This is a genomic window from Nocardia uniformis NBRC 13702, from assembly GCF_001613345.1.
GTDB classification, from domain to species: domain Bacteria; phylum Actinomycetota; class Actinomycetes; order Mycobacteriales; family Mycobacteriaceae; genus Nocardia; species Nocardia uniformis.
Genome location: NZ_BDCE01000014.1, coordinates 1 through 24,869 on the forward strand (window position 1 = coordinate 1; position 24,869 = coordinate 24,869).

At 65.6% G+C, this 24,869-nt stretch carries 22 protein-coding genes and 1 pseudogene; 11 read left to right on the forward strand and 12 right to left on the reverse strand.

Features of this window, described 5'->3' with window-relative positions; genetic code table 11:
• Positions 1-226 precede the first annotated feature (226 nt).
• On the reverse strand, positions 227-979 hold the full coding sequence (locus tag NU1_RS03885; protein ID WP_067517460.1) for a DUF427 domain-containing protein: 753 nt from the start codon (positions 977-979) through the stop codon (positions 227-229).
• 163 nt (positions 980-1,142) lie between these two features.
• On the opposite strand from NU1_RS03885, the gene NU1_RS03890 reads away from it, so the two are divergent.
• The gene (locus tag NU1_RS03890) at positions 1,143-2,540 is read left to right on the forward strand and encodes an amino acid permease (protein ID WP_067517462.1); all 1,398 of its coding nucleotides are present in this window, start codon (positions 1,143-1,145) and stop codon (positions 2,538-2,540) included.
• Between the two features lie 50 nt (positions 2,541-2,590).
• On the opposite strand, the gene NU1_RS03895 is transcribed toward NU1_RS03890, so the two are convergent.
• From NU1_RS03895 to NU1_RS03930, 8 genes and pseudogenes are all read right to left on the reverse strand, one after another.
• Positions 2,591-2,857, reverse strand: a complete 267-nt coding sequence (locus NU1_RS03895; protein ID WP_067517464.1) for a hypothetical protein — start codon at positions 2,855-2,857, stop codon at positions 2,591-2,593.
• A gap of 109 nt (positions 2,858-2,966) precedes the next feature.
• Positions 2,967-4,219: pseudogene (locus NU1_RS03900) on the reverse strand (MFS transporter).
• Between the two features lie 171 nt (positions 4,220-4,390).
• On the reverse strand, positions 4,391-4,675 hold the full coding sequence (locus NU1_RS43980; RefSeq protein WP_067517466.1) for a hypothetical protein: 285 nt from the start codon (positions 4,673-4,675) through the stop codon (positions 4,391-4,393).
• A gap of 586 nt (positions 4,676-5,261) precedes the next feature.
• Positions 5,262-6,305 (reverse strand): acyl-CoA dehydrogenase family protein, encoded by a 1,044-nt coding sequence (locus tag NU1_RS03910; protein ID WP_067517468.1) that lies wholly within the window; start codon positions 6,303-6,305, stop codon positions 5,262-5,264.
• Positions 6,302-7,324, reverse strand: coding sequence for an acyl-CoA dehydrogenase family protein (locus NU1_RS03915; protein ID WP_067517470.1), 1,023 nt, complete (start codon positions 7,322-7,324; stop codon positions 6,302-6,304). The genes NU1_RS03910 and NU1_RS03915 overlap by 4 nt, the downstream gene beginning before the upstream one ends.
• Before the next feature lie 16 nt (positions 7,325-7,340).
• On the reverse strand, positions 7,341-8,471 hold the full coding sequence (locus NU1_RS03920) for an acyl-CoA dehydrogenase family protein (protein ID WP_067517472.1): 1,131 nt from the start codon (positions 8,469-8,471) through the stop codon (positions 7,341-7,343).
• The gene (locus NU1_RS03925) at positions 8,471-9,382 is read right to left on the reverse strand and encodes an enoyl-CoA hydratase (protein ID WP_067517474.1); all 912 of its coding nucleotides are present in this window, start codon (positions 9,380-9,382) and stop codon (positions 8,471-8,473) included. Before NU1_RS03925 ends, NU1_RS03920 begins: the two co-directional genes overlap by 1 nt.
• A gap of 126 nt (positions 9,383-9,508) precedes the next feature.
• The gene (locus tag NU1_RS03930) at positions 9,509-11,065 is read right to left on the reverse strand and encodes a FadD3 family acyl-CoA ligase (protein ID WP_067517475.1); all 1,557 of its coding nucleotides are present in this window, start codon (positions 11,063-11,065) and stop codon (positions 9,509-9,511) included.
• Between the two features lie 70 nt (positions 11,066-11,135).
• On the opposite strand from NU1_RS03930, the gene NU1_RS03935 reads away from it, so the two are divergent.
• The 6 genes from NU1_RS03935 to NU1_RS03960 all read left to right on the forward strand — a co-directional run bounded on the left by NU1_RS03935 (position 11,136) and on the right by NU1_RS03960 (position 18,042).
• Entirely contained in the window at positions 11,136-12,356 is a 1,221-nt protein-coding gene (locus NU1_RS03935) for an acyl-CoA dehydrogenase family protein (RefSeq protein ID WP_067517478.1), read from the forward strand.
• 20 nt (positions 12,357-12,376) lie between these two features.
• On the forward strand, positions 12,377-13,177 hold the full coding sequence (locus NU1_RS03940; protein WP_067517480.1) for an SDR family oxidoreductase: 801 nt from the start codon (positions 12,377-12,379) through the stop codon (positions 13,175-13,177).
• 207 nt (positions 13,178-13,384) lie between these two features.
• On the forward strand, positions 13,385-14,122 hold the full coding sequence (locus NU1_RS03945) for a hypothetical protein (RefSeq protein ID WP_067517485.1): 738 nt from the start codon (positions 13,385-13,387) through the stop codon (positions 14,120-14,122).
• Between the two features lie 46 nt (positions 14,123-14,168).
• Positions 14,169-14,804, forward strand: a complete 636-nt coding sequence (locus NU1_RS03950) for a TetR/AcrR family transcriptional regulator (RefSeq protein WP_169814991.1) — start codon at positions 14,169-14,171, stop codon at positions 14,802-14,804.
• Between the two features lie 98 nt (positions 14,805-14,902).
• The gene (locus NU1_RS03955; protein WP_067517489.1) at positions 14,903-16,054 is read left to right on the forward strand and encodes an acetyl-CoA C-acetyltransferase; all 1,152 of its coding nucleotides are present in this window, start codon (positions 14,903-14,905) and stop codon (positions 16,052-16,054) included.
• Positions 16,055-16,212: 158 nt separating this feature from the next.
• Complete coding sequence (locus tag NU1_RS03960; protein ID WP_067517496.1) at positions 16,213-18,042, forward strand: multicopper oxidase family protein; 1,830 nt, start codon at positions 16,213-16,215, stop codon at positions 18,040-18,042.
• A gap of 243 nt (positions 18,043-18,285) precedes the next feature.
• Here NU1_RS03960 and NU1_RS03965 read toward each other — a convergent pair whose 3' ends face one another.
• Complete coding sequence (locus NU1_RS03965) at positions 18,286-19,725, reverse strand: FAD-dependent monooxygenase (protein ID WP_067517545.1); 1,440 nt, start codon at positions 19,723-19,725, stop codon at positions 18,286-18,288.
• 111 nt (positions 19,726-19,836) lie between these two features.
• On the opposite strand from NU1_RS03965, the gene NU1_RS03970 reads away from it, so the two are divergent.
• The 4 genes from NU1_RS03970 (at position 19,837) to NU1_RS03985 (ending at position 23,739) form a co-directional block, all read left to right on the forward strand.
• Entirely contained in the window at positions 19,837-20,403 is a 567-nt protein-coding gene (locus NU1_RS03970) for a TetR/AcrR family transcriptional regulator (RefSeq protein ID WP_170264294.1), read from the forward strand.
• 547 nt (positions 20,404-20,950) lie between these two features.
• Positions 20,951-21,361, forward strand: coding sequence for a YbaB/EbfC family nucleoid-associated protein (locus NU1_RS03975; RefSeq protein ID WP_067517498.1), 411 nt, complete (start codon positions 20,951-20,953; stop codon positions 21,359-21,361).
• A gap of 143 nt (positions 21,362-21,504) precedes the next feature.
• Complete coding sequence (locus NU1_RS03980; RefSeq protein ID WP_067517499.1) at positions 21,505-22,887, forward strand: uracil-xanthine permease family protein; 1,383 nt, start codon at positions 21,505-21,507, stop codon at positions 22,885-22,887.
• An 18-nt stretch (positions 22,888-22,905) separates the two neighbouring features.
• Positions 22,906-23,739 carry an SDR family oxidoreductase gene (locus tag NU1_RS03985; RefSeq protein WP_067517500.1) on the forward strand — a complete coding sequence of 278 codons (834 nt, stop codon included), beginning with the start codon at positions 22,906-22,908 and terminating at the stop codon, positions 23,737-23,739.
• Positions 23,740-23,755: 16 nt separating this feature from the next.
• On the opposite strand, the gene NU1_RS03990 is transcribed toward NU1_RS03985, so the two are convergent.
• The gene (locus NU1_RS03990; RefSeq protein WP_067517501.1) at positions 23,756-24,067 is read right to left on the reverse strand and encodes a helix-turn-helix domain-containing protein; all 312 of its coding nucleotides are present in this window, start codon (positions 24,065-24,067) and stop codon (positions 23,756-23,758) included.
• A 28-nt stretch (positions 24,068-24,095) separates the two neighbouring features.
• Positions 24,096-24,665 carry a Uma2 family endonuclease gene (locus NU1_RS03995; protein WP_212761911.1) on the reverse strand — a complete coding sequence of 190 codons (570 nt, stop codon included), beginning with the start codon at positions 24,663-24,665 and terminating at the stop codon, positions 24,096-24,098.
• Positions 24,666-24,869: the final 204 nt, after the last annotated feature.

The following is a 24,869-nucleotide window of genomic DNA, read 5'->3' on the forward strand; positions in this document are numbered from 1 at the left end:
CCAAATACACGCCGGATGACGGGGTTGTTCTGCCGTCATGTCGGGGTGTCGGGGTTGTTCTGCCCTCACGCCGGAATGCCGGGGTTGCTCTGCCCTCATGCCGGGACGACGGGTGCTGCTCTGATCTCACGCCGGGAAGGCGAGGTGCTGCTCTGACCCGCGTTGGGATGACAGGCAGTGCTCCGACCGCACGCCTTCAACGTCGGTAGCCACCCGGCGGCGGAACTCAGCCGAACGGGGTGCTCGGGCGGGCGAGTAGCTCCCCATCCACCCAGATATCCACCTTCTCGTTGTAGAAGCACACCAGCCCGGCGACCTTCTGGCTCTCCGGCAGCGGCGTGGGATAGCCCCACACGATGTCCGGGTAATCGTTCTCGCCCACGCGGACATGCCAGTACGAGGCGGTGCCCTTGTACGGACACTGGCTCTCGGTTTCGGAGACCCGCAGCAGATCCATCCGGACATCGGTCAGCGGTAGGTAATACCTTGGCGGCAGCCCGGTTTCGAAGAGAATGCGGGCATTGTGCGAGTCGGCGACGGTGGTGCCGTCCACCACCACCCGGATATGGCGGGAGCTGGCCAGGATATCCACCCGGCTGTAGGGGTCGCGCGGATGGACGTAGATGGGCTCGTCCTCCTCGAACCAGGCGTCCATGGCGTCGAAGTCGAAGCGCACCAGGTCGCGGAGTTCGGGGATGGGGGAGTCGAGGTAGCGGACCGCCGCGCCGAAGGCGGTGGCATTGTCGACCTGCACGTCGAACTGGGTGCCGTCGCCCAATTCGGTGGAACCGCGGGCATCGCCGGAGGGCTCGAGCTTGGCCGTCAGGTCGGCGGCGGGCAAGTAGTAGGTCGGGTAGTACGGGTGTTCCCATACCAATACGGGGTGGATGGTGTCGGCGACCAGGTGACCGCCGAGATAGGTCCGCACGCGCTTGGCGCACGGTTCGACACGGACCTCGGTCCGACTCGTCTCGGTCATCTCTCCGACGTTACGCCGAACGCAAGATCACAGCGCCGGAACAAGATTCGCTAATTTCGAGCCGCGCCGGCGACCTGGATCACACCTCGTGTTTTGGTCGCATGACCAGTGCCGTTAAGGTGTAGCCGCAACATTTGAGCAACAACAAGAAGGTGGCGGGCAGATGTCGGAGCCGATCGGTACCGAGCAGGGCGGGCTACGGCCCGGACTCCGGCGCCGCCATTTGACGATGATCGCCATCGGCGGCGCGATCGGTGCGGGTCTGTTCGTCGGCAGCGGCTCGGTTATCAAAACCGCCGGGCCCGCCGCGGTGCTGTCCTATGCGGCGGCCGGTCTGCTGGTGCTGTGTGTGCTGCGCGCACTCGGCGAAATGGTGGTGGCCCGCCCGGTGGCCGGCTCGCTGGCCGAGTACGCGCGCATGTCGATGGGTCCGTTCGCCGGATTCACCGTCGGCTGGCTGTACTGGTACCTCTACGTCATTCTGGTCGGCGCGGAGGCCGTGGCCGGTGCGGCGATTCTCGGCGAGTGGGTCGATCTGCCGCAGTGGGTGCTCGCCGCCGTACTGCTGCTCATCATGACCGCCGTCAATCTGGTATCGGTGAAATCCTTCGGCGAATTCGAATTCTGGTTCGCTTCCATCAAGGTCGTCGCCATTGTGCTGTTCCTGGTGCTGGGTGCGGTGTACCTGTTCGGCCTGTGGCCGGATGCCGACGGCGGTCTGCACAATCTGACCGGGCACGGCGGGTTCACGCCCAATGGCATTGTCGGCGTCTTCTCCGCCATCGTGGTCGTCATCTTCGCCTTCGGCGGTACCGAGATCGTCACCATCGCGGCGGCCGAATCCAAGGAGCCCGGCCGGGCCGTGGCCCGCGCCACCAACAATGTGCTGTGGCGCGTCGGCCTGTTCTACGTGGCGTCGATCTTCCTGATTGTCTGCATTCTCCCGTGGGATGACGCCAAGGTTCTGAAGAGCCCGTTCGTCAGCGCCCTCGACCATATGGGCGTCCCCGCCGCGGGCACCATCATGCAGGTCGTCATCCTGACGGCGGTCCTGTCGGTGCTGAACTCCGCCATCTACGTCTCCTCCCGCATGCTCTACGTCCTGACCCGCGACGGCGACGCCCCCGCCGCCCTGGTCAAGGTCAATAAGCGCGGCGTCCCCGCCCGTGCCGTCCTGCTCGGCACCATCGCCGCCTGGGGCGCGGTCATCGCCTCCTACATCTCCCCGGACACCGTCTTCACCTTCCTGGTGAACTCCATCGGCGTCGTCCTCGCCTTCATCTACGTGGCAATCATGTTCTCCCAGTTGAAGCTTCGTGCCCAACTCCGCCGCGAAGACCCGTCTTCGCTGACCTACCGCATGTGGGGCTACCCGTACATCAGCTGGCTGGTAATCATCGCCATCGCCGCCGTCTTGATCGCCATGGCCCGGGTCCCCGAGCAGCGCAACCAGTTGCTGGCCTCCATCGTGAGCCTCCTGGTAGTTGCCGCCATGTACCCACTGCGCGCCCGCTTCGGCAAGAAGGCCCCGGCCCGTGAGGTCGAGGTCCTGGTCCACTGAGGCTTGCCGGAATTCGCCGAATCCACTCGGTCGCTGGGGCTTCCGCGGTGTCAGCGCACCGCGGGGCGCGCCTCCGGCCCATCCGGCCCATCGTCAGCCGCGCCGAACGGTTGTGTCGTCGTCGCCCCACCGAAGTCTTCCTGAATGGAGGTCCCCGGTGGCACACCCCCATACCCGGCATGCGCGAACGGATGGTTGAACTCACCACCCCCGACGCCGTACCGCCGGATCCGCCGACGCCGCATCCACAACAACACGAGCGGCCCAATCGTGGCGGCAATCGCCATGATCAAGAACGCCAAGCTCTCACCATCCATTGTCGGCCATCCTTCAGATAGACAGCGCATATCGATGTGGCTCGACAATTGTGCGCCCACCTGCGGTTATCTCAGCAGAGGGTCCGTAGACGGGCGTGTTCGGTCGCTCTCAGTCGTCGCCGAGGGTGATGGCCTGGGCTTCCTCGACGCTATGTGGTGCCGGGTCATGATTGTCGACGCCCGCCAGGAGCTTGCGGCCGGAGAGTAGGACCGCGACCGCGGCGGCGGTGCAGGCCGCGCCGACCCAGAACGGCAGGGCCATCCGGTGTTCGCCCAATTTGCCCGCGAGGAATGGGGCCGCCGCACCACCGGCGAAGCGGACGAAGCTGTAGGCGGCCGAGGCGGTGGAGCGTTCCACGGGGGCCGAGACCATGACGGCTTCGGTGATCAGGGTGTTGTTCACGCCCAGGAACAGCCCCGCGATAACGGTGCCCACGACCAGAACCGGCTTGTGGTCGGCGAAGAGGGCCATGATCGCCAGGTCCGCGGCGAAGAGGGCGAGGGCCAGGGCCATCATCGGGACGGTTCCGAAGGCGCGCTGGAGTTTCGGCGCGATCCAGACCGACGACAGGGCCAGCAGCAGGCCCCAGCCGAAGAAGATGAAGCCGATTTCGTAGGTGCCCATATCGAGGGGGAATGGCGTGTAGGCCAGGAGGGTGAAGAACCCGTAGTTGTAGAGCAGGGCGGTAATGCTCACCAACAGCAGGCCGGGGTACGTCAGGGCCTTGAAGGGGGCGGTGATCGAGGTGGGTGCGGCGGGTTTCGGGGTCTCCGGCAGCAGCACGATCAGGCCGATGAAGGCGATGGCCATCAGGACCGAGACACCGAAAACGGTGTGCGCCAGCTGTAGTGGCCGAGGAACCCGCCCACCAGGGGCCCGGCGGCAATGCCGATGCCGAGGGCGGCCTCGTAGAGGATGATGGCGCGGGCCACACCGCCGGTGGCCGAGCCGACAATGGTGGCGAGGGCGGTGGCGATGAAGAGCGCGTTGCCGAGACCCCATCCGGCGCGGAAGCCCACGATTTGGCCGACGGTATCGGAACTGCCTGCGAGAGCGGCGAATAGGACAATGATGGCCAGACCGGCCAGCAGTGTCTTCTTCGCCCCGAAGCGGCTGGAGATGACGCCGGTGATCAGCATGGCCACACCGGTGACCAGCATGTAGCTGGTGAACAGCAGTGTCACCTGCGAGGGCGTCGCATGGAGTTGTTCGCCGATCGGTTTCAGAATCGGATCGACCAGCCCGATGCCCATGAAGGCGATAACACTGGCAAATGCCACGGCCCACACGGATTTGGGTTGTTTTGTGGTGCTGGACTTCTGGTTGGCCGACGGCCCACTGCCGGGTCGGGCAACCGACATTGTGCTCACGGTTACTCCCTCATCATCGAATGATGGCGCTCAGTCGCGCCTAAATACCGTTGCATATGCTAACTAAATGATTACCTAAGCTAACGATATTCTCATCGTGAAATAGCGCACAGGCCGATGACCAGGGAAGATTCCCCCGATCACCGGCCCGTGCCGGAGTAGTCAGCTGTCAGTGCGCGAATGCAGATCGAATCCCGTGGCCCCCGCCGATTCCAGGCCGGGCCGCAGCCGCAAGCTCCGGTCGTAGTCGCCTCCGCCCTGCGGCCGATAGGCGATCGGCGCGACGGTATCCAGCGCGGACAGGTGCTTGCGCAGGTCGTCGGCAATCGCGTCGAACCGCTCGGAATCCACGCCGATCGTCCCGTGCGCCAGGAATGGCGGCAGCACATCCATACCCGGGTAGTAGAGGATGCCGTGGTGGATCGGCCACAGCACGTGCTCGGCCACGCCGAAGTTATCGGTATCCGCGTGGGCCCATCCAATCCATCGCGTACAGATCGTTCCACCTCGACCCCGTGCCCATTCGCTCGCAACTGTTCGACCGCGATGCCAATGAGCACGCCGGTCAGCGAGTTGAGGTCCGGGTGTCGCAGCTCGTTTTGAGAAATTTGGTATTCAGCCCATTCTCTTGGTCGTTCCCGCTACTCTTTAGCTCGTGGCATGGGCCGTGAAACACCAACAGGCACTACCGGTTCTGCTGTAAAAACTCCTGGCTGAGACCTCAGCCCCCGTGAATCCTCGGACGTTCTGAGGCCAAGGGCGGTAAACAGTCTCTGTCCAGGGATCGGGTACTCGTGCAACTGGATCGGCAAAGCACCGCCTGGTAGCGGTGTGATCTGACCTAGTTGTGGGAGCGTCCCACATGACGCGGTTGCAGTACCGCTACTTCGCCCCGGCGGAGTCAATTGAAGCCTAGGATTACCCTTCCACGGTTTCGAATACTGTGCGTAGACGATCAAGATCCACCGTTGGCGCCGTCCCTGTCATCCCGTCGCCGAAATGGCGACGGGTCAGGCAGGGCAGCGGCGCGAGGTCAGGCCGGTCGGGCCAGCGGCCGCGCGGGAGTGCCGAAGAGTTGGGCGTCGCCGTGGGCGCGTTTGAAGAACAGATGCGCGTCGTGCTCCCAGGTAATGGCGATGCCGCCGTGCATCTGCACGGTTTCGGAGACGACGGCATTGAACGCGTCCGAGCAGTGCAGGCGGGCCGCCGCCACATCCACCGCCTCGGCGGTGCCCGCGGCCAGTTCGCCGATCGCGTAGTGCGCGATCGAACGGGCCGATTCCACCAGGACGTACATATCGGCCATGCGGTGCTTCAAGGCCTGGAAGCTGCCGATGGGGCGGCCGAACTGTACGCGGGACTTGGAGTAGTCGACGGTCATATCGAGGCACTGTTCGGCCGCGCCGACCTGTTCGGCGGCCACTGCCACCCAGGCGATCGCACGCAGCCGCGCCACCTCGACCGAACCCAGAGGTTGCGCCGCAACACCATTGAAGGCGATTTCGGTGAGCCGTCGAGAGGGATCCTGGGTCGGCATGACGGTACGAACGACACCTTCGGCCGCACCATCCACCTCGAAGAGCCCGTCGGCCGTGAGTACCAGCAGGGTGTCGGCATAGGCGCCGTCCAGCACGTAGTGCGCTGTGCCGGAGAGCTTCCCGCCCGCCGCATCCACCCCGAACTCATCCCAGCCACGTCGCCCCGCCCAGCACAGGGCGAGCGTGCGAGCACCCTCGGCCACCTCGGGCAGCAGTCGCTCATTCGCCTCGGTATTCCCGGCGAGCAGCAGCGCCCGCACACCCAGCACCGCCGACCCGAGCATGGGCGGCGCGGCCAGCGTGCGACCCAATTCCTCTACCACGAGCAGGGATTCGACGAGTCCGGCGCCGATACCGCCGAACTCCTCGGGAATGGCCAGCGCCGCCACGCCGACCTGCTCGCACAGCAGCTTCCACAGCTGTTCGTCGTATCCGCGCTCGCTCTCGAGCCCGCGCCGCATGGCGGCGCTATCGCCGTGCTTGGTCAGCACGGCGCGCACGGTGGTGGCGAGTTCCTGCTGTTCGGCGGTAATGCTCATGCGTTGACTCCTTCGGCGCGCAGGGCGGCGGCGATGCGCGCGCGGTGGAATTCGGCGGTGCCCCAGGCCGAGCGCAGCGCGGTGACCTTGGTAATCCACAGCGAGAGATCGAATTCGGCGGTGTAGCCGATCGCACCGTGCACCTGTAGGGCGGTGCGGGCGGCCTGGTAGGCCGCTTCGCCGCAGGCCAGTTTGGCGGCGGAAATATCGCGAGACGCGGTAGGGGAGCCGTCCTGCAATGACAGCGCGGCCCGGTAGAGCAGGGGCTGCGCCATATCCAAACCGATGAGTACATTCGCGAGCAGGTGCTTGATGGCCTGGTACTGGCCGATCGGCTTACCGAACTGCTGGCGCTGCTTCACATAGTCGACACTGGTATCGAGCAGGGCCCGACCCGCACCCAGCAGTTGCGCGGCAGCAGCCAAAGCACCTGCGTCGAAACCGGATTCAATGGCGGCGCGCACCCCATCGCCCTCGGCGACCACGGCGCTCTCGGCGACCGGGAACAGCCGCCGAGCCGCATCCACCGAGCGAATGCGCTCGTGCGGCGTAGCCAGCGAGACCCGGTCACCGCTGGCAACCAACACCACATCGGCGATATCGGCGTCCAGCGCGATGGGCTCGCCGGTCGTTCCCGGCGCGGGCAGCGCGATGGTGCCCAGGGCAGCGCCCTCGGCAAATCCGGGTAACCACTCGGCGGCCTTCGCGGAATCCGGAAGTGCCTGTAGCAGAGCCGGAATCGCGGCGGCTGTCTCCACCAGCGGTCCGGGCACAGCGGCCCGGCCGATCTCGGTGCAGGCCACCATGAGTTCCACCGGCCCGGCCCCGAATCCGCCGTTGTCCTCGGAGGTGGTCAGCCCCAACGCACCGGCCTCGGCCAGCTGCCGGATCAAAGCCTTTCCGGCGGAGGCGTTCCCATCGCCCCAGGCGCGCACCGTCGCCGGTGTTTTGGCGGCCTCGCACATCTTGCGCAGGCTGGCGGCGAAATCAAGCTGTTCTGCGGTCAAAGCGAATCGCATGTCGTCCTCCGGGTGGCTATCGCGGCAGGCCGAGTAGGCGTTCGGCGATGATATTGCGCTGAATCTCATTGGTGCCCGCGTAGATCGGACCTGCCAGCGCGAACAGGAAGCCGTCGGTCCACGCCGACTCCTGTTCGGCGGCGGCGCCGTGCAGATCCAGGGCGGTCTCGTGCATGGTGATATCCAGCTCGGACCAATAGACCTTGTTCACCGAGGATTCCGCGCCCAACTGGCCACCCTCGGCCAATCGGGTGACGGTGGCCCAGGTATTCAAGCGGTAGGCCTCCGCGCCCATCCAGGCATCCACCACGCGGTCGCGCACGGCGGTATCACCCGGATCGGCGACGGTGCGCCACAGGTCGATGAGTTTGGCGGCGGTGGCATTGAACCGGCCCGGGCTGCGCAGTGATAGACCTCGCTCGTTGCTGGAGGTCGCCATGGCGACCTTCCAGCCATTGTTCGGCTCGCCGATCACGTCCGCATCGGGCACGAAGACGTTATCGAGGAAGATCTCCGCGAAACCGGGTTCGCCATCGAGCTGCGGAATGGGCCGCACCGTAATGCCCTCGGCGGTCAGCGGGAACATCAAATAGGTGAGCCCCTTGTGCCGCTGCGCTTCCGGATCGCTGCGGAACAGGCCGAATCCCCAATCCGCGTAGGAGGCACGGGAACTCCAGGTCTTCTGGCCATTGAGAATCCAGCCGCCCTCGGTACGCCGCGCACTGGAGCGAATACCGGCGAGATCGCTACCGGCCTCGGGCTCCGACCATGCCTGCGCCCAGATATCCTCGGCGCGCGCCATTCTCGGCAGAATGCGCGCCAACTGCTCGGGGGAGCCGTGCTCGAACAGCGTCGGTGCGAGCAGGAAGATGCCGTTCTGACTCACGCGTCCGGGCGCACCCGCCGCGTAGTACTCCTCCTCGAAAATGACCCACTCGGTCAGGGAGGCATCGCGCCCGCCGTACTCGGCGGGCCAGGCCACGCAGGACAGCCGCGCATCGGCGAGTTTCGCTTCCCACTGCCGGTGCAGCTCGAAGCCTGCCCTGGTATCCATCGAAGGCAGGGGGCTGCTGGGCGCGTTGGCGGCCAGGAATTCGCGGACCTCGCGGCGGAATTCCTCTGTCTTGGCATCGAATTCGAGGTCCACTACTTCGCTCCCTCGGCGCTCTTCGGCGCTTCCGCGCTGGCCTTCATGGATTTGGCGTTCATCCCGCCGAGTGAATCGGTACCGACCTCGGCATTGTGGGCATGGGCGAAGTGGTGCAGCCCGAATACCGAATCCATACCCGCGCGCATACCCATGAGGTCCTCGCACTGGTTGACGGCCTTCTTGGTCAGCGCCAAACCGAATTGCGGCATCTCGGCGATCTTCTCGGCGAGGGCAAGGGTATGGCTCTCCAATTCGTCTCGCGGTACGACCCGATTGAGCATGCCCCACTCGTAAGCCTGTGCGGCGGTGAAGCGTTCACCGGTGAACAGGATCTCCTTGGCGCGGCGCGGGCCGAGCATCCACGGGTGCGCGAAGTACTCGACGCCCGGAATGCCCATGCGCACCACCGGATCGGAGAAGAACGCATCCTCGGAGGCGACAATCATGTCGCACGACCAGGCCAGCATGAGCGCACCGGCGATGCACGCGCCCTGCACCATGGCAATGGTCGGCTTGGGGATATCCCGCCAGCGGCGGCACATACCCAGGTACACCTCGGATTCCCGGGCGAAGCGCTGATCACCACCCGGCCGGTCCACGTGGTCCCACCACGTGACGGCCTTGTTCTCATACGAGATGTGGTGGTCGCGACCCTGCGTCCCGATATCGTGCCCGGCGCTGAAATGCTTTCCGGCACCGGCCAGGACGATCACCTTGACCTCGGCATCCTGCACCGCCCGCGTGAACGCGGCGTCGAGAGCGTAGGTCATGACCGAGTTCTGCGCATTGCGGAAGTCCGGCCGGTTGAGGGTGACGATCGCGACCGGCCCGCACGTCTCGTAGAGGACGACATCACCCTCGTCGGGGATAGGACCCAGTTCCTGGCTCACGCTGTTTCCTCTCGGCATGACTGGGCGTCCTGCGTGGTTACGCAAGCTGCCTCCTCCGGACGCTGACCATTCATGCTGTTTTTTCTCGGCATGACTGGGCGTCCTACGTGGTTACGCAAGCTGCCTCCTCCGGACGCTGACCATTCATGCCGTCTCCTCACTCACATCTCGAAGCTGCCGTTTCAAAACCTTCCCGGCCGCGCTGTAGGGCAGCTGGTCCCGGAATTCGACAGTCCGCGGCACCTTGAAATTGGCCAGCAGTGTCTTGGCATGCGCGACAACGTCTTCAGCGGTCAGCGCCGATCCCGTCCGGCGGACCACGAAGGCCTTGCCGACCTCGCCCATACGCTCATCGGGCACCCCGATGACCGCCGTCTCGGCGACGCCGTCGAGCCGGGCCAAAGCCTGTTCCACCTCGGCCGGGTACACATTGAACCCGCCGCTGATGTACATATCCTTGAGCCGGTCGGTGATCTTCAGATAGCCGCGCTCGTTGAGGGTCCCGACATCGCCGGTGTGCAACCAGCCATCGGCGTCGATGGTGTCGGCGGTGGCCTGCGGGTCATCGAGATAGCCGAGCATGACCTGCGATCCCCGAATCAGCACCTCACCGTTATCGGCGAGTTTGATCTCGAAATCGCCGATGGCGCGGCCGCAGGTATTCGCGATGGTCTCCGCATCGTCCTCGGCGCGGCACATGGTGCCGAAGCCGCCGGACTCCGACAGTCCGTACGCGGTGAGCACCACATCGAATCGCAGCTCATCGCGCATTCTTTCGATGAGTACCACCGGCACCGTGGCAGCGCCGGTCACCGCGACCCGCAGACTGGTCAGGTCGGCCTCCAGCCGCGCCGGATGCTCCAGGATGGTCTGGTAAATGGTCGGCGGCCCGGTGAGCACCGTAATGCGATGCTCCTGCACCAGTCGCATCATCTCCGGCACATCGAAGGTGGCCTGCGGCACGATGGTCGCGCCGGTGACCAGGCACGCGAGAATGCCTGCCTTGTAACCGAAATTGTGGAAGAACGGCGGCACCACCAGATAGCGGTCCTCGCTGTTGAGGGTGGCGCATTCGCTCCAGGCCCGAGCGCCCGCGAGCGCCTGCCGGTGCGCGATCAAGGTGCCCTTACTGCGCCCGGTGGTCCCGGAGGTGAAGAGGATATCCGAAAGATCCTCAGGTGAAATGGATTCCGCCCGCGCGATGGCGGCCTCGACGCTGACCGCCTCGGCCAGTTTCGGCAACTCGGCCCATGCGATGGCGTCCTCGTTCGTGCCCGCACCGTCGACCGGAATCACGATCGCGGTCTCGATCGTCAAATCCGGGGCGGCGGCCCGCAATTCGGCCAGTCGATCCCGCCCGAGGAACGGCCCGGCGATGAACAGCGCCTTCGCGTCCACCCGCGCCAGCACATCCGCGGCCTCATCGGCGACGTACCGGGTATTGAGCGGAACGATCACCGCACCCACGTAGTGGGTAGCCAGGACCGCCGTCACCCAGTGATGGGTATTGGGGGCCCAGATACCGATCCGGTCGCCGGTCGCAATGCCGCGTGCGAGCAGCGCACGAGCCGTTTCACGGACCGAGTCGAGCAATTGCGCCCAGCTCAGTACTACGGCACCGTCGACGACGGCAGGAGCATCACCGAAGGCGCGCGCCGCGTCGTGCAGAGCCAGCGGTGTGGTCTGCGGAGGAGGTGTCATCGGATTTCCTGCCGTCCGGGAATGGGTCTAACAAAGCAAGTGCTTGGTAGGTTACTCTACCGACGTGAGCATGATCCAGACCCCCGAACCGGCCAGCGGGATCGAGCGTGATGAGGATGCCGCGTTCCGCGCCGAGGTGCGTGATTGGCTGGCCGCGGCCCTGAACGGCGAATTCGCCCACCTGCGCGGCCTGGGTGGCCCCGGCCGCGAACACGAGGCCTTCGAAGAGCGCCTCGAATGGGATCGCGCGCTGGCCGCCGCCGGGCTGACCTGCCTCGGCTGGCCCAAGGAGTGGGGCGGCCGCGACGCCACCCTGCGGCAGCAGATCATCTTCCACGAGGAATACGCCAAGGCCGATGCGCCCAGCCGGGTCTCCCACCTCGGCGAGGAGCTGCTCGGCCCGACACTCATCGCCTTCGGTACCGAGGAGCAGAAGCGGCGCTTCCTGCCCGGCATCCGCAATGTCACCGAGCTGTGGTGCCAGGGCTATTCGGAACCGGGCGCGGGTTCGGATCTGGCCGCCGTCGCCACCTCCGCTCAGCTCGACGGCGACGAGTGGTCGATCAACGGTCAGAAGGTCTGGACTTCCCTGGCGCACCTGTCCGACTGGTGCTTCGTGGTGGCGCGCACCGAGAAGGGTTCCCAGCGCCATAAGGGCCTGTCCTATCTGCTGGTGCCGATGAAGCAGCCCGGCATCGAGGTGCGGCCCATCATCCAGCTCACCGGGACCGCGGAATTCAACGAGGTCTACTTCGACAATGCCCGCACCGCAGCCGATCTGGTGGTCGGCGCGCCCGGTGACGGGTGGCGGGTCGCGATGGGCACGCTCACCTTCGAGCGCGGCACCTCGACCATCGGCCAGCAGATTCGGTACGCGCGTGAACTCGCCGACCTGGAGGCGGTGGCCCGTGCGAACGGCGCCATCGAGAATCCGGTGATCGCCGACCGCCTGGACAAGGCGTGGGTCGGGCTGCGGGTGTTGCGCGCCCACGTCCTGCGCACCCTGGACGAGGGTGCCGACGGCGCGCAGGTCGATGCCCGCACCGCCGCCGGACAGGCGTCGGTCACCAAACTGTTGTGGGCGAACTGGCATCGCGGGCTCGGTGAGCTCGCCATGGATGTCCTCGGCGCACCCGGCCTCATCGCCGATGCCGAGGGTGACGATCTCAATGCGTGGCAGCGGCTGTTCCTCTTCAGCCGCGCCGACACCATCTATGGGGGATCGAACGAAGTGCAGCGCAATATCATCTCCGAGCGGGTGCTCGGACTTCCGCGAGAGGCTCGGCCATGAGTGAGCGTAGCGAGCGACAAATGGGCACAGCCGATTTGTCCATTGCCCCTGAAATCGTCGCGGGCCACAACCTGCTGGCCGGGAAGGTCGCCGTGGTGACCGCCGCCGCGGGCACCGGCATCGGCTCGTCCACCGCGCGCCGCTTGCTCGCCGAGGGCGCGGATGTGGTGATCTCCGACTGGCACGAGCGTCGCCTGAAGGAGACCGAGGAGCTGCTGAAGAGCGAATTCCCGGACCGCCGAATCGCTTCCGTGCCTTGCGATGTGAGCAGCACCGAACAGGTGGACGCCTTGATCGCCGGTGCCGTGGCCGCCCTGGGCCGAATCGACATCATGGTCAACAATGCCGGTCTCGGCGGTGAGACCCCCGTTGTCGATATGACCGACGAGCAGTGGGACAAGGTCCTCGACATCACGCTCAATGGGACCTTCCGCTGTACTCGCGCGGCGCTGCGGTACTTCCGCGATGCCGACCACGGCGGCGTGATCGTCAATAACGCGAGTGTTCTCGGCTGGCGGGCCCAGCACGGCCAGGCCCACTACGCCGCCGCCAAGGCCGGCGTCATGGCGCTGACCCGCTGTTCGGCCGTCGAGGCCGCCGAATACGGTGTGCGGATCAATGCCGTCGCGCCGAGCATCGCGCGGCACGCTTTCCTCGACAAGGTCACCTCGGGTGATCTGCTCGACCGACTCGCGGCGGGCGAGGCCTTCGGCCGTGCCGCCGAGCCGTGGGAGGTCGCCGCCACCATCGCGATGCTGGCGAGCGATTACACGACCTACCTCACCGGTGAAGTCGTCTCCATCAGTAGCCAGCGCGCCTAATTCGCCCGATTGCGTTCTCCGACAATAGGAAACATGGTGTGAAGCTGGCGAGTTCGGTGCAGCTCGTCCCCTTTCTCTCACCGCCGCGTCCCGTTTGGGACGCGGCGGTTCCTGCATTTATCCACAGATAGAAAATCGTTGGCGCGCCCCTGCCCCGCGTGTGCAATCCTGGTTTAGGCCGGTACCACACGTCGAAGGGCACGACCCATGGGTCCGGATCATCGACAAGAAGCAGTCCAGGAAGAATTGGAACTGGAACTGGTGCGCGAGGTCGTGCTGTCTCGCCGCCGGATCGACAATGCCGTGCTCGCGGCCCTCACACTGGGGGCGGAATTGCTGGATCACGATTCCGAGCGCGCGACCGCCCTGCGGGCTGCGCAGATACTGGAACAGCACGCCGTCGTCGAAGACGATGTCGCCCGGGATCCGCGTGGCGCGCTACGCGTGGACCTGGCGCGCGACCGTGAGCGCGCCCGCCGTATCGGACTGTCCCGAGAGGCATTCGCCACCAGTCCGGATGCGCGTCGCCGCCGAAAACAGACAGCGCTGCTATGTGAAGTGCGAGCGGATTTGCTGGAGGTGGTGCGCCGTTGTCGCCAATTCCGCTACGACCGAGACGCTTTCGCCGACGGCATAGCGCAGGGCCTCTGCGCCGCGACCGATAAATTGGTCATCGGCGCGGATATGGACACCTACCGTGCCTGGCAACGCGGCATGGTGTTGAAAATCAGCGAAGTAGCGACGGAGGAAGGATTGCTGCGCGCCATGGCGACAGTCGATGCCGGGCCGGGGCGCGGGCCACTGACCGTTGAGTGGGACAGCCCGGAAAGAAGGCTGGCATTGGTGGCGCGAATGGCGCGGGCCGGGATCTCGCCGGTCATCATCTGCGATCGCCTCCTGGCCGACCTATCGGTCGCATCGCCGTTGCGCTATTCGATTCGTTGATCTGCCTCGGGGGAGCGGCAACTGACCAGCCCCCTCGACCAAGCAAATGCTTGGTTGTATATTGGGTGAGGTGACCACACCATCGGACCCCTCCAAATCAGCGCGTCGCAACGAGCTGCTGGGCCTGGCCGCCGATCTCTTCGCCGAGCGGGGCCTACGCGCCACCACCGTTCGCGATATTGCCGACGCCGCAGGGATCCTATCGGGCAGTCTCTATCACCACTTCGATTCCAAGGAAGCGATGGTGGATGAAATCCTCCGCGGCTTCCTCGACGACCTCTTCGGACGCTACCGGGAGATCGTCAGCGCGGGTCTGCCCGCCCGCGACACCCTGGAAGCCCTCGTGGTCGCGTCCTACGAATCCTTCGACCGGTCGCACGCGGCGGTGGCGATCTACCAGGCCGAGGCCAAACGCCTCAGCGGCACACCGCGTTTCGGCTATATCGAGGAATACAATAAGGAGTTCCGGGAGCTCTGGCACCAGGTGCTGACCACCGGCGTCGCCGATGGCAGCTTCCGCCCGGAAATCGATATCGAACTGGCCTACCGGTTTCTGCGGGACACCGTCTGGGTATCGGTGCGCTGGTATCAGCCGGGCGGCCGCATCACCGTCGACAGCCTCGCGAAGCAGTACCTGACCATTGTGCTCGACGGGCTCACCACCCCGGAAGTACGCAGCTAGCCCCCTCGATGACGCGCTCCGCGCGGCCCCTTGCTCAGCCCAGCAGTCAGCAGTAGGAGTTCTCAATGTCAGCACCATCTCGCCGCCAGTACGCACCCATGCGTGAGGCGTATGTGATCGATGCCGTGCGCACCCCGGTCGGCAAGCGCGGCGGTTCGCTGTCCGGAGTGCATCCGGCCGACCTGGGCGCGGCGGCGCTGCAGGGTCTCATGGGGCGCAATGGCATCGACCCGGTAGCGGTGGACGATGTGGTGTTCGGCTGCTGCGACACCATCGGCCCGCAGGCGGGCAATATCGCCCGCACCGCCTGGCTGACCGCCGGGTATCCGGAGTCGGTACCCGGTGTCACGGTCGACCGCCAGTGCGGATCCAGCCAGCAGGCCATCACCTTCGGCGCACAGGCCATCATGTCCGGCACCTCCGAGGTGATCGTGGCGGGCGGCGTCCAGAATATGAGCGCCATTCCGATCTCGGCCGCCATGCTCGCGGGCCAGCAGTACGGCTTCGATGCCCCGTTCGTCGGCGCGCACGGCTGGGACCACCGCTACGGCACCGGTGAGGTATCGCAGTTCAATTCGGCCAATATGATCGCCGAGAAGTGGAATATCTCCCGCGAGGAGATGGAGGCATGGGCGCTGCGCAGCCACGACCGGGCGCGTAAGGCCATTGTGGAAGGCAAGTTCGACCGCGAGATCGTGCCGGTCGGCGACTTCTGGATCGACGAGGGTCCGCGCGAAACCAGTATGGAGAAGATGGCCGGGCTCAAGCCCCTCGCCGACGGCAGCCGCATTACCGCCGCGGTCGCCAGCCAGATCTCCGATGGTTCCAGTGCCACGCTGCTGGCGTCGGAGTGGGCGGTGCAGGAGTACGGACTCACCCCGCGCGCCCGCATTCACCATGTGAGCGCGCGCGGTGCGGACCCGATCTTCATGCTCACCGCGCCGATCCCGGCCACCCGGTGGGCGCTGGAGAAGACCGGTCTGACCATCGACGATATGGATGTCATCGAGATCAACGAGGCGTTCGCGTCGGTGGTGCTGGCCTGGCTCGAGGAGACCGGGGCCGATCCGGACAAGGTGAATGTCAATGGTGGCGCGATCGCGCTCGGTCATCCCCTGGGTGCCACCGGCGCGAAGCTGTTCTCCTCGCTGCTCCATGAGCTGGAGCGGGTGAACGGGCGCTACGGCCTGCTCACCATCTGCGAGGGCGGCGGTACCGCGAATGTGACCATTATCGAGCGTCTGGGCTGATCGATCTCGTAGGGAAGCCGCGCAGCCTGCTGGGCTGCGCGGCTTCCCGCATTCAACAGCCGTAATGCCCGTCCGAATTGTCCCGATGGACCTGTTGGATAACGAAACGGGCCGAGCTCGTGCCGCTCTCGCGTGGTAGGCGCAGAATCGGATGAATCATGAGCGAGAACCTGCCCAGACGGGGGTTCCTCCTGGGAACTCTCGGCGCACTCGGCCTGGGTTTCGCCGCGTCAGCGGGAGCCGCGCCGGTGCCACTGCCGCCTCCGCCGGTGCCGGTCCCGCCGCTTCCGCCGCCGCCGATCACACCGCTCAACTACCATTCACCACCGTTGCAGCCCTTCGTGGATGCGCTGCCGATTCTCGAAACCCGGCCCGCTGCCGGGGAATTGGCCGCAATCTCGATGCCGCATCGCTACCACCGGGATCTGCCGGAGACCCGCAGCTGGGGTTATGACCGATCGGTGCTCGGGCCGAATCTGGAAGCCTGGCGCGATCGCCCGACCCGCATCAGCTTCCGCAATGAGCTCGGCACCCATGTGCTGGCCCCGCATGTGGACCTCACCATGCACGGCGTGACCGAACTAGACCGCACCGACCCGCGCATGACGGTGCACCTGCACGGCGGCGCGAACTCTCCGGATGCCGACGGCCACCCGCTCATCGGGTGGCGCAATGGTGGCCGGGCGACCTACGCGTACGGCGGACGCCAAGAGGCGGCGACCCTTTGGTATCACGATCACGCAATGGGTATCACCCGCCTCAATATTCAGGCCGGGCTCGCCGGAATGTACTACGTGCGCGATGAATTCGATACCGGCCGGGCCGACAATCCACTCGGCCTACCGAGCGGTGAATTCGAGATCCCGCTCATTGTGCAGGACCGCACCTTCAATCCCGACGGCAGTATCCAGCCGATGGTCGGCATCTATATCCCCCAGGGCTACAACCAGTCCGGGCAGCTCGGGGACGTGGCGTGTGTCAACGGTGTGGTCTGGCCGCACCTGGAGGTGCGCCGCACCCTCTACCGCTTCCGGGTTCTGAACGGATCCAATTCACGCCCATACATTTTCGAGCTGTCCAACGGACTGCCCTTCTCGGTGATCGGCAATGACCTGGGTCTGCTCGACGCACCGGTTCCCGCGCGGTCGATTCGAGTCAGCCCGGGCGAGCGCATCGATCTGCTGATCGATTTCAGCGGACTGCGCGACGGCGACGCCGTGGAGCTGATCAATACCGCCTACAACGACCTGGGCAATACCGTATTCATGGTCCCGGAGTTGCGGCCCATTATGCGGTTCACCGTCGCGGGCGCCGGGCCACCGGCCGCCATCCCGCCGCGCCTGCGCGGCGGTCCGGGCCTGCCGGAACCGCTGGAACCGCTCGCCACACCGGATTCGGTCCGCACCATGACCCTCATCGGTCTCAATGACGATGCTCGCGCCGAGGCGGTCTTCCCGACCCTGATGGCGCTCAATAATCTCGCGTTCCTGTCCGAGGACGTCGATATAGCGCGCGCGGGAACCGTCGAACAGTGGGACATCGTCAACACCACCCCCTTCGACCATCCGATCCACATCCATCTGGCGCGTATGCGCGTCATCGGCCGACAGCCGATCTTCACATTCTCGTACTGGATCGCGAACCCGCCGCCCGCCTTCGGTATTCGCTGGTCACCGTCCGCCGACGGCTACCCCCGGGGGCCTCAGGAACCCGCGCCCGCCTGGGAATCCGGGTGGAAGGATTCGGTCGAATGCCCGACCGACACCATTACGCGGGTGCTCGTGTACTGGCCGTCCGTCGCGGAACTCGGATTCGATCCGGACGCCCCGCTGCACGTTCCCGCGGGCGCGGAAGCCGTCGCTGCCTCCGGGCCGCATGACGGCCACTCCATGTCGAGCTCCCCGCCGATCCGGGGTTACGTCTGGCACTGCCACAATCTCGACCACGCCGACCACGACATGATGCAGCAGATTCGGGTTACGCCATAACGGCACTCTGGGGCGGGTACGAACCCCGCCCAGTGTCGGGGCATTGCTGAGCTTGAACGCGTAATGTCGCCCCCCTCTCGTCATTCCGGCGCGCTTTTGGCCGGAATCCACCTTCGATGAGTAGTGGATCCCGGCCAAAAGCATGCCGGGATGACGGGGCGAGCACGTCGGGATGACGGGGCGAGCACGTCGGGATGACCGGGGGCTGGCGACGTCACCCAGGGAATCTCAGTAGGTCGAGAATCAGGCCGCACGGACCCAATCGGCTAGTACCGCACCGAGATCGGTCGTTCCGTCTCCGGCCCAGGCCACATAGCCGTCCGGCCGCACCAGCATGGGTCGTTGGCTCGGATCGGCGGCAAGAGCGACCCGAACCCGGTCGGCGTGTCCGTCGACCGCGACCGGCTCATTCGTCACCAGTACGAACTTCCCGTCGCGCAACTCCTCGTAGAGGCGGGTGTCCTCGGCGAGGGCGATATCGGTGGCACGGGTGCCCACCAGGTGATCCGCGCCGTGGGGGCGGGGATAGGTGAAGCCGATGCCCGAGATGGAACCCGCGACCTTATGTGCGATGGGCGGCAGCGAAAGCGCACCTTCGGCAAGGGTATTGCGCACCATCTGACCGATCTTGGATTCGAGCATGGCGCCACGAATGATGGCCCCACTGCTGCGCACCACCTCCTCGCCGACCGGATGCCGCTCGGAGTGGTAGGTGTCCAACAGCCCGTCCGGTGCCCAACCCTGCACGGCCGCAGCCAGTTTCCACCCCAGGTTCGCCGCATCCTGCAACCCGGTGTTCATGCCCTGACCGCCCGCGGGTGAATGCACGTGTGCCGCATCGCCCGCCAGGAATGCCCGACCCACCCGGTAGGACGGCACCTGCCGCTCATCGCTGTGGAATCGCGACAGCCAGCGCGGATCGTGCATGCCGAAATCGGTACCGAGCGCACGGGTTACGACTTCGCGCAGCTCTTCGAATTCGACGGGTTCGCTATCGGCCAGTTGGTTGCGGCGGTTCCATGCGAAGATTCGGTAATAGCCGTCACCGAACGGCGCGACGAAGGCGAAGGCGTCGCCGACACCGTTGACGGCCAACACACCCGGCGGTGGGGAGCTCAGTTGAACATCGGCCAGCATGATGGACCTGAGTACCGATTTGCCGGGGAAGGGCAGGTCGAGGGTTTCGCGGACCCGGCTGTGGTAGCCGTCCGCGCCGACCAGGTATTGCGCGCCCACCCGGTGCGTCGAATCCTGGTAGCGCACTTCGGCTTCGACGCTACGGCCATTATCGGTGAAGGTGATCAGCTCCGCGCCCGGCACCAGATTCGCGCCGAGTTCGAGGGCGCGCTTACGCAATACGTCTTCGACGTGGGTCTGCGGGGTGATGAGCAGATATGGGAAGCGGCTGTCGCTCAGCAGTTTGCCCAGATTGACGCGGGCCTTTCCGAACAGCTGCAACTGGTCGACGGTGGCCCCGCCCTCGCGCACCTCCTCGGCGATCCCGCGGGCGTCGAATTGCTCCATGGTGCGCGCGTGCACGCCGAAGGCCCGTGTGAGGTCCGAACCGCGTGCGTGCTTCTCCACCAGGGTTACCGCCACACCGGCGCGGGCCAGGTCCCCCGCGAGCAACAGTCCGGTGGGTCCGCCGCCGACGACCAGAACATCGGTCTTCTCGGGAATCATGGTGTCCTCCAAGCAATCTGTACTAAGTCAACAACTGTTGGCCAACGCTTGTTGACAACGATACGGCCACCTCGGCGCTAGGTCAACAGTTGTTGACCTACACTTATCGATATGACGGCGGAACGAACTAGGCGGTCCGATGCGACCCGGGCAGCCATCCTCGCGGCGGCCCGCGAACGGTTCGCGCGGGACGGATACGACCGGGCGACCATTCGGGCGATCGCCGCCGACGCGGGCATCGACCCGGCCATGGTCATGCGCTACTACGGCTCCAAGGACAAACTCTTCGCCCTGGCCGCCGAATTCGATTTGCGGCTACCGGATTTCGCGGAGGTACCCATCGACGAACTGGGTGCCGCCCTGACCGCCTACGCCATCCACCGCTGGGAATCCGACGAGACACTGCCCGCCCTGCTGCGCGCCGCGGTCACCAATGAGGGTGCGGCCGAAAAGATGCGCACCATATTCGGCGGTCAGATCATCCCCATGCTGATCGGACGTGGCATAGATCCGGCCGAAGTCGCGACGCGTGCTGGGCTGGTCGGCGCCCAGATGCTCGGAGTCGCCCTCTGCCGCTATGTGCTGCGACTGCCTCCGGTGGCGGCCATGACCGCCGATGAACTCGTCGCCTGGGTCGGGCCGACCGTGCAGCGCTACCTGAGCGAACCGATCGGTTAGCCGTCGAACGCGTAGGGGACCTGTTCGGCCACGCCATCCGCACACAACGGGTACACATCACCAGCCTGTGGATGAATGTGTACAACATCCGGCTGCGCCCACCGGCATGCCCGATGTACCGAGTCGACTGATATCCCGCCGATACCGCTGCGGTGAATCGAATGGATACCAGCCGTGCACCGCTCCGAGCCACGCCATCATGTGATCGACGGTCAGCAGTTCCCGCACCCCGCCAGCTCACCGATCTCCCCGCGAAATCCCCGACTCGCTGCCGAGCCACGGCGACCGCATCCCGAATCGCGCCCGTATCCGCGTGTTCCCGCGGCCGTTCGACCACAATGTCCACGGTGGTCCGAGACGCCATGGCACTACCTCGCCCGTCGCCCATACCGTCTGCGACCACCGCGATCACGGATCCATACTCGGATGGGCGACATCGAAATTCGCCGTGTAGCGGTTTCCGATCTCGCTCCCGGCCGCCGCACCGATCACCGGTTCGGTCATCGGGTTCAATCTTGCCAGACGTATCCAGGAGGGCCCGAGGTCGATGTCCGAGGACGGACGGTTCGAGGAGATCGCGCGCAAGGCACGGCACGTGCAGGACGCAGTCGAGCGAGTGCGTGCCTCGGTCTCGGCACCGGGGGTGCGGATCGAGGTAGCCGCAGATGGGCGGATCACCGGATTGGAGCTGACGGATCCCACTCTGGCCGAGGCGATTTCGGCGGCACACAGCCAAGCCCTCCGGCAGGCCGACGAGCGGGTGGCGAAGCTGCGCCGGGAGTTGGCCGACGACCCCATCGTGTCGTCGATGCTGCGGCGCTTCATCGCGAGTGACATCGCGACACCGAACTCGGCCGAGCCCGCGCCCCGGTGGAAACCCGCGCATCCCGAGGACACCGACGATTACGAGAATCCGCATGCGCTGCCACCCGATGTGCGACGGCGCTACGGGTTGTAGGTTGCCGCGCTGATTCGCGCCGAACGAAGTCACGGTCGTTCGGGCCGCAAGCGCGCCGCACGGACTGCCGTGGCGTGGAGCCAAGTGTTTGCTCGCCTACGATGCTCGAAGATTTATTCGGACCTGTAGAAAGCGGAGTACATATGGACCTCGGCGTGCGTTGGAAACTGCACGGCGACGGGCGGACTCCCGCCCCGGGCGCGGTGGTACGGCCCGATGAGCGGTTGTCGTGGCCGCGGACCGCCGGGCTGGGGGCACAGCACGTGGTGGCCATGTTCGGGGCGAGTTTCGTCGCGCCGGTGCTGATGGGGCTCGATCCCAATCTGGCGATCATGATGTCCGGTGTCGCCACCATGATCTTCCTGCTGGCCACCAGGGGCAAAGTGCCCAGCTATCTGGGCTGTTCGCTGTCGTTCGTCGGGGTGGCGGCGGTGATCAAGGCCGATGGCGGCACCATCGCGACCATTACCGGTGCGTGCCTGGTGGTCGGCGCGGTGCTCTTCGGAGTCGGTGTTGCGGTGCGGCGGTTCGGGGCGCGGATCATTCACGCGGCCATGCCACCGGCGGTGACCGGTGCGGTGGTCATGCTGATCGGATTCAACCTGGCGCCGGTGACGGCGACGGTGTACTGGCCGCAGGATCAGTGGACGGCCTTGCTGACCATGCTGTTCACCGGGTTGGCCGTGGTGGCGCTGCGCGGATTCTGGTCGCGCATCGCGATCTTCCTGGGGCTGGTGTTCGGCTACGCGTTCTCCTGGGTGCAGGACCGGGTGCTGGGGCAGATCAACTCCGACGACGGCAGCGGCGCGGTCACCGATCACTGGCGGCTCGATCTGTCCGGTGTGGGCAAGGCCGATTGGATCGGCTTGCCGGACTTCCACGCCCCGGCCTTCGAATGGTCGGCGATCCTGGTCGCGCTACCCGTGGTGATCGCGCTGATCGCCGAGAACGCGGGTCACGTCAAGGCCGTCGGCGAAATGACCGGCGACAATCTCGACAGCAAACTCGGCACCGCGATTGCCGCCGACGGTGCGGCATCCATGCTCTCCACCGGTTTCGGCGGCCCGCCCAACACCACCTACTCCGAGAATATCGGCGTCATGGCCGCCACCCGTGTCTACTCGACGGCCGCCTACTGGGCTGCCGCCGGATTCGCGCTGCTGTTCGGACTGTGCCCCAAATTCGGCGCGGTGGTCGCGGCCATTCCGGGCGGCGTGCTCGGCGGTATCACCGTCATTCTCTACGGCATGATCGGCCTGCTCGGCGCGCAGATCTGGACCAACGCCAATGTGGATCTACGCAATCCGGTGAACCTGGTGCCGTGCGCCGCGGGCATCATCATCGGCATCGGCAATGTGAGTATGCAGATCACCGATAACTTCACCCTGAGCGGTATCGCCCTGGGCACGCTCGTGGTCATCACCGGTTACCACGCGCTGCGACTGTTCGCCCCCGAGCACTTCAAAACAGCGGAACCACTCCTCGATGAAGGCACGTCCTCCTATGACGAGCCGACCGGCCGGTAGGGAAAGTAGGCTCAGCCCATGAAATCTGTGTTGGTGACCGGAGCGGCCCGCGGCATCGGCAAGGCGATCAGCCTGCGCCTGGCCGAAACCGGCTGGCAGGTCTACGCCGGGGTCCGTAAACCCGCCGACGGCGACGCCCTCGTCGCCCAGCACCCCGGCATCATTCCGGTGCTTCTCGATATCACCGACGCCGACCAGATCGCCGCCCTCGACCAGACCCTCCCCGCCGACCTCGACGCGGTGGTCAACAATGCGGGCATTGTCGTGGACGGCCCCGTGGAAATCCTCAGCACCGAGAGCCTGCGCGACCAGTTCGAGGTCAATGTCATCGGCACCATCGCGGTCACCCAGGCGGTCCTGCCCCGCATCCGCGCCAACAAGGGCCGCATAGTCTTCCTCTCCTCCCTCAGCGGCCGCATATCCACCCCTGGCACCGGTGCCTACAACTCCTCGAAATTCGCCCTCGAGGGCATGGTCGATGCCCTCCGAATCGAATTGCGCCCCTGGGGAATCCCGGTCTCCATGATCGAACCCGGCCCGATAGCCACCGATATGTGGTCCGACGCCGTCCAAATGGTCGACAACACCATCGCCCGCCTGACCCCCGCCCAATCCGAGCTCTACGCGAACCATCTCGCGGGCATGCGCAAAATGGCCCAACAGGTCCAGAAGATCGCGGCCCCGGTCTCCACCGTCGTGGACGAGGTGGAACGCGCCCTCACCACCCGCCGCCCCAAGGCCCGCTATGTGGTCGGTCTCTCCGGCAAGATCCAGGCGCTCAGCGCGGGCCTCACTCCCACTCCGATCCTGGATGCTGTCCTGGCAATGGCGAGCGGCATCAAGCGGAGGTAGGTGATGGCTCAGCCTGTCACGCTGCGCGCCCAATGAACTCGACCGCCAATTCCTCGCCTTTGAACGACAGTTGGAGCTCGGCCTCCAATGCGATGGAGAGCCGGTGTAGCAGGGGCAGGTTCGGGGTGACGTCGCCGCCTTCCAGCCGACTCACCTGCGGTTGCGTCATACCGGCGCGGCGTGCCAGCTCGGTCGGGGTGACACCCAGCGCTGTCCTTCTGTTGTAAACGGCTTGCGCTAAGGCGAAGGCATCGGCTGCGGCAATGTAGTCGGGGTCCGCGCGATGCTCGTCGGGTATCTTCCACCGGTTGCGGCGAGCGTGGTTCACGGCTGACCATCCTCGGGAGTAGGTCCGGTTACTGGTAGACAGGCAAAGTTCCGGTATCGAGGGAGAAACCGAACGGCTCGGGGAGCGGTACGTCGTCGCCGTATTCCCCGGCCAGTTGGCCGTGATACTCGCCATTTCTGGGATGGGTGTAGAGGGACCATGTGGCGAATCGCGGGTCTAGGACCAGCAAGATTCGGATGCCAGCGGCGCTGTACCAACCGTTCTTGTCCGTGATCTGCGCGGCCTTCTCGGACTTGGAGATCACTTCGACGGCGAGGTCGGCGTCGGCTGGATCTGCCAGCCAGGCATCGTCGGTGTCCCAGCTCTCGGGTAGGACCACCAGGTCAGGAGTGCAGTAGTCGTCGTCATCGCCGGGCATGGCGACGGACGTCACCTCGTAGGGGGCTAGTCCGGAAGGCATGCGGGCCTCGAGTTGTCGACGCAATCGCCGAATCGTCCCCGCATGCTTGCCACGGGGCGTTGGTGACATCACGAGACTGCCTCCCAGGATTTCCACGCGCAGACCCGTGGCGCCTTCGATCTGCTCGGCGACGACGCGCAGGCTTCCTGGGCGCGGGTGCATGGCAGGGACGCTCACGGATATCACTCCAACCCTTGCGAACGGTCGACTCCAACATAGCTCGAGGACTTGATCGCAGGTCGTGACACGTCGAGTACCGGATTCGCCGGTCGCATCGTCCATAAACGCGGAACCGCCCCTGGACGAGAGGTTCCAGGGGCGGCAACGGCGTGGCCCGGAGTTCTGCCGGGTGCGCTACGGATCGGAGAGGGTGGTCCGATC

What these genes read in the sequence shown, in the direction of transcription:
- NU1_RS03965 (WP_067517545.1), bottom strand. Translation starts at nt 19,725, where the DNA reads ATGATTCCCGAGAAGACCGATGTTCTGGTCGTCGGCGGCGGACCCACC.
- NU1_RS03935 (WP_067517478.1), top strand. Translation starts at nt 11,136, where the DNA reads ATGATCCAGACCCCCGAACCGGCCAGCGGGATCGAGCGTGATGAGGAT.
- NU1_RS03915 (WP_067517470.1), bottom strand. Translation starts at nt 7,324, where the DNA reads ATGCGATTCGCTTTGACCGCAGAACAGCTTGATTTCGCCGCCAGCCTG.
- NU1_RS03910 (WP_067517468.1), bottom strand. Translation starts at nt 6,305, where the DNA reads ATGAGCATTACCGCCGAACAGCAGGAACTCGCCACCACCGTGCGCGCC.
- NU1_RS03955 (WP_067517489.1), top strand. Translation starts at nt 14,903, where the DNA reads ATGCGTGAGGCGTATGTGATCGATGCCGTGCGCACCCCGGTCGGCAAG.
- NU1_RS03930 (WP_067517475.1), bottom strand. Translation starts at nt 11,065, where the DNA reads ATGACACCTCCTCCGCAGACCACACCGCTGGCTCTGCACGACGCGGCG.
- NU1_RS03940 (WP_067517480.1), top strand. Translation starts at nt 12,377, where the DNA reads ATGGGCACAGCCGATTTGTCCATTGCCCCTGAAATCGTCGCGGGCCAC.
- NU1_RS03985 (WP_067517500.1), top strand. Translation starts at nt 22,906, where the DNA reads ATGAAATCTGTGTTGGTGACCGGAGCGGCCCGCGGCATCGGCAAGGCG.
- NU1_RS03885 (WP_067517460.1), bottom strand. Translation starts at nt 979, where the DNA reads ATGACCGAGACGAGTCGGACCGAGGTCCGTGTCGAACCGTGCGCCAAG.
- NU1_RS03925 (WP_067517474.1), bottom strand. Translation starts at nt 9,382, where the DNA reads ATGCCGAGAGGAAACAGCGTGAGCCAGGAACTGGGTCCTATCCCCGAC.
- NU1_RS03890 (WP_067517462.1), top strand. Translation starts at nt 1,143, where the DNA reads ATGTCGGAGCCGATCGGTACCGAGCAGGGCGGGCTACGGCCCGGACTC.
- NU1_RS03970 (WP_170264294.1), top strand. Translation starts at nt 19,837, where the DNA reads ATGACGGCGGAACGAACTAGGCGGTCCGATGCGACCCGGGCAGCCATC.
- NU1_RS03950 (WP_169814991.1), top strand. Translation starts at nt 14,169, where the DNA reads ATGCTTGGTTGTATATTGGGTGAGGTGACCACACCATCGGACCCCTCC.
- NU1_RS03960 (WP_067517496.1), top strand. Translation starts at nt 16,213, where the DNA reads ATGAGCGAGAACCTGCCCAGACGGGGGTTCCTCCTGGGAACTCTCGGC.
- NU1_RS03980 (WP_067517499.1), top strand. Translation starts at nt 21,505, where the DNA reads ATGGACCTCGGCGTGCGTTGGAAACTGCACGGCGACGGGCGGACTCCC.
- NU1_RS03975 (WP_067517498.1), top strand. Translation starts at nt 20,951, where the DNA reads ATGTCCGAGGACGGACGGTTCGAGGAGATCGCGCGCAAGGCACGGCAC.
- NU1_RS03895 (WP_067517464.1), bottom strand. Translation starts at nt 2,857, where the DNA reads ATGGATGGTGAGAGCTTGGCGTTCTTGATCATGGCGATTGCCGCCACG.
- NU1_RS03945 (WP_067517485.1), top strand. Translation starts at nt 13,385, where the DNA reads ATGGGTCCGGATCATCGACAAGAAGCAGTCCAGGAAGAATTGGAACTG.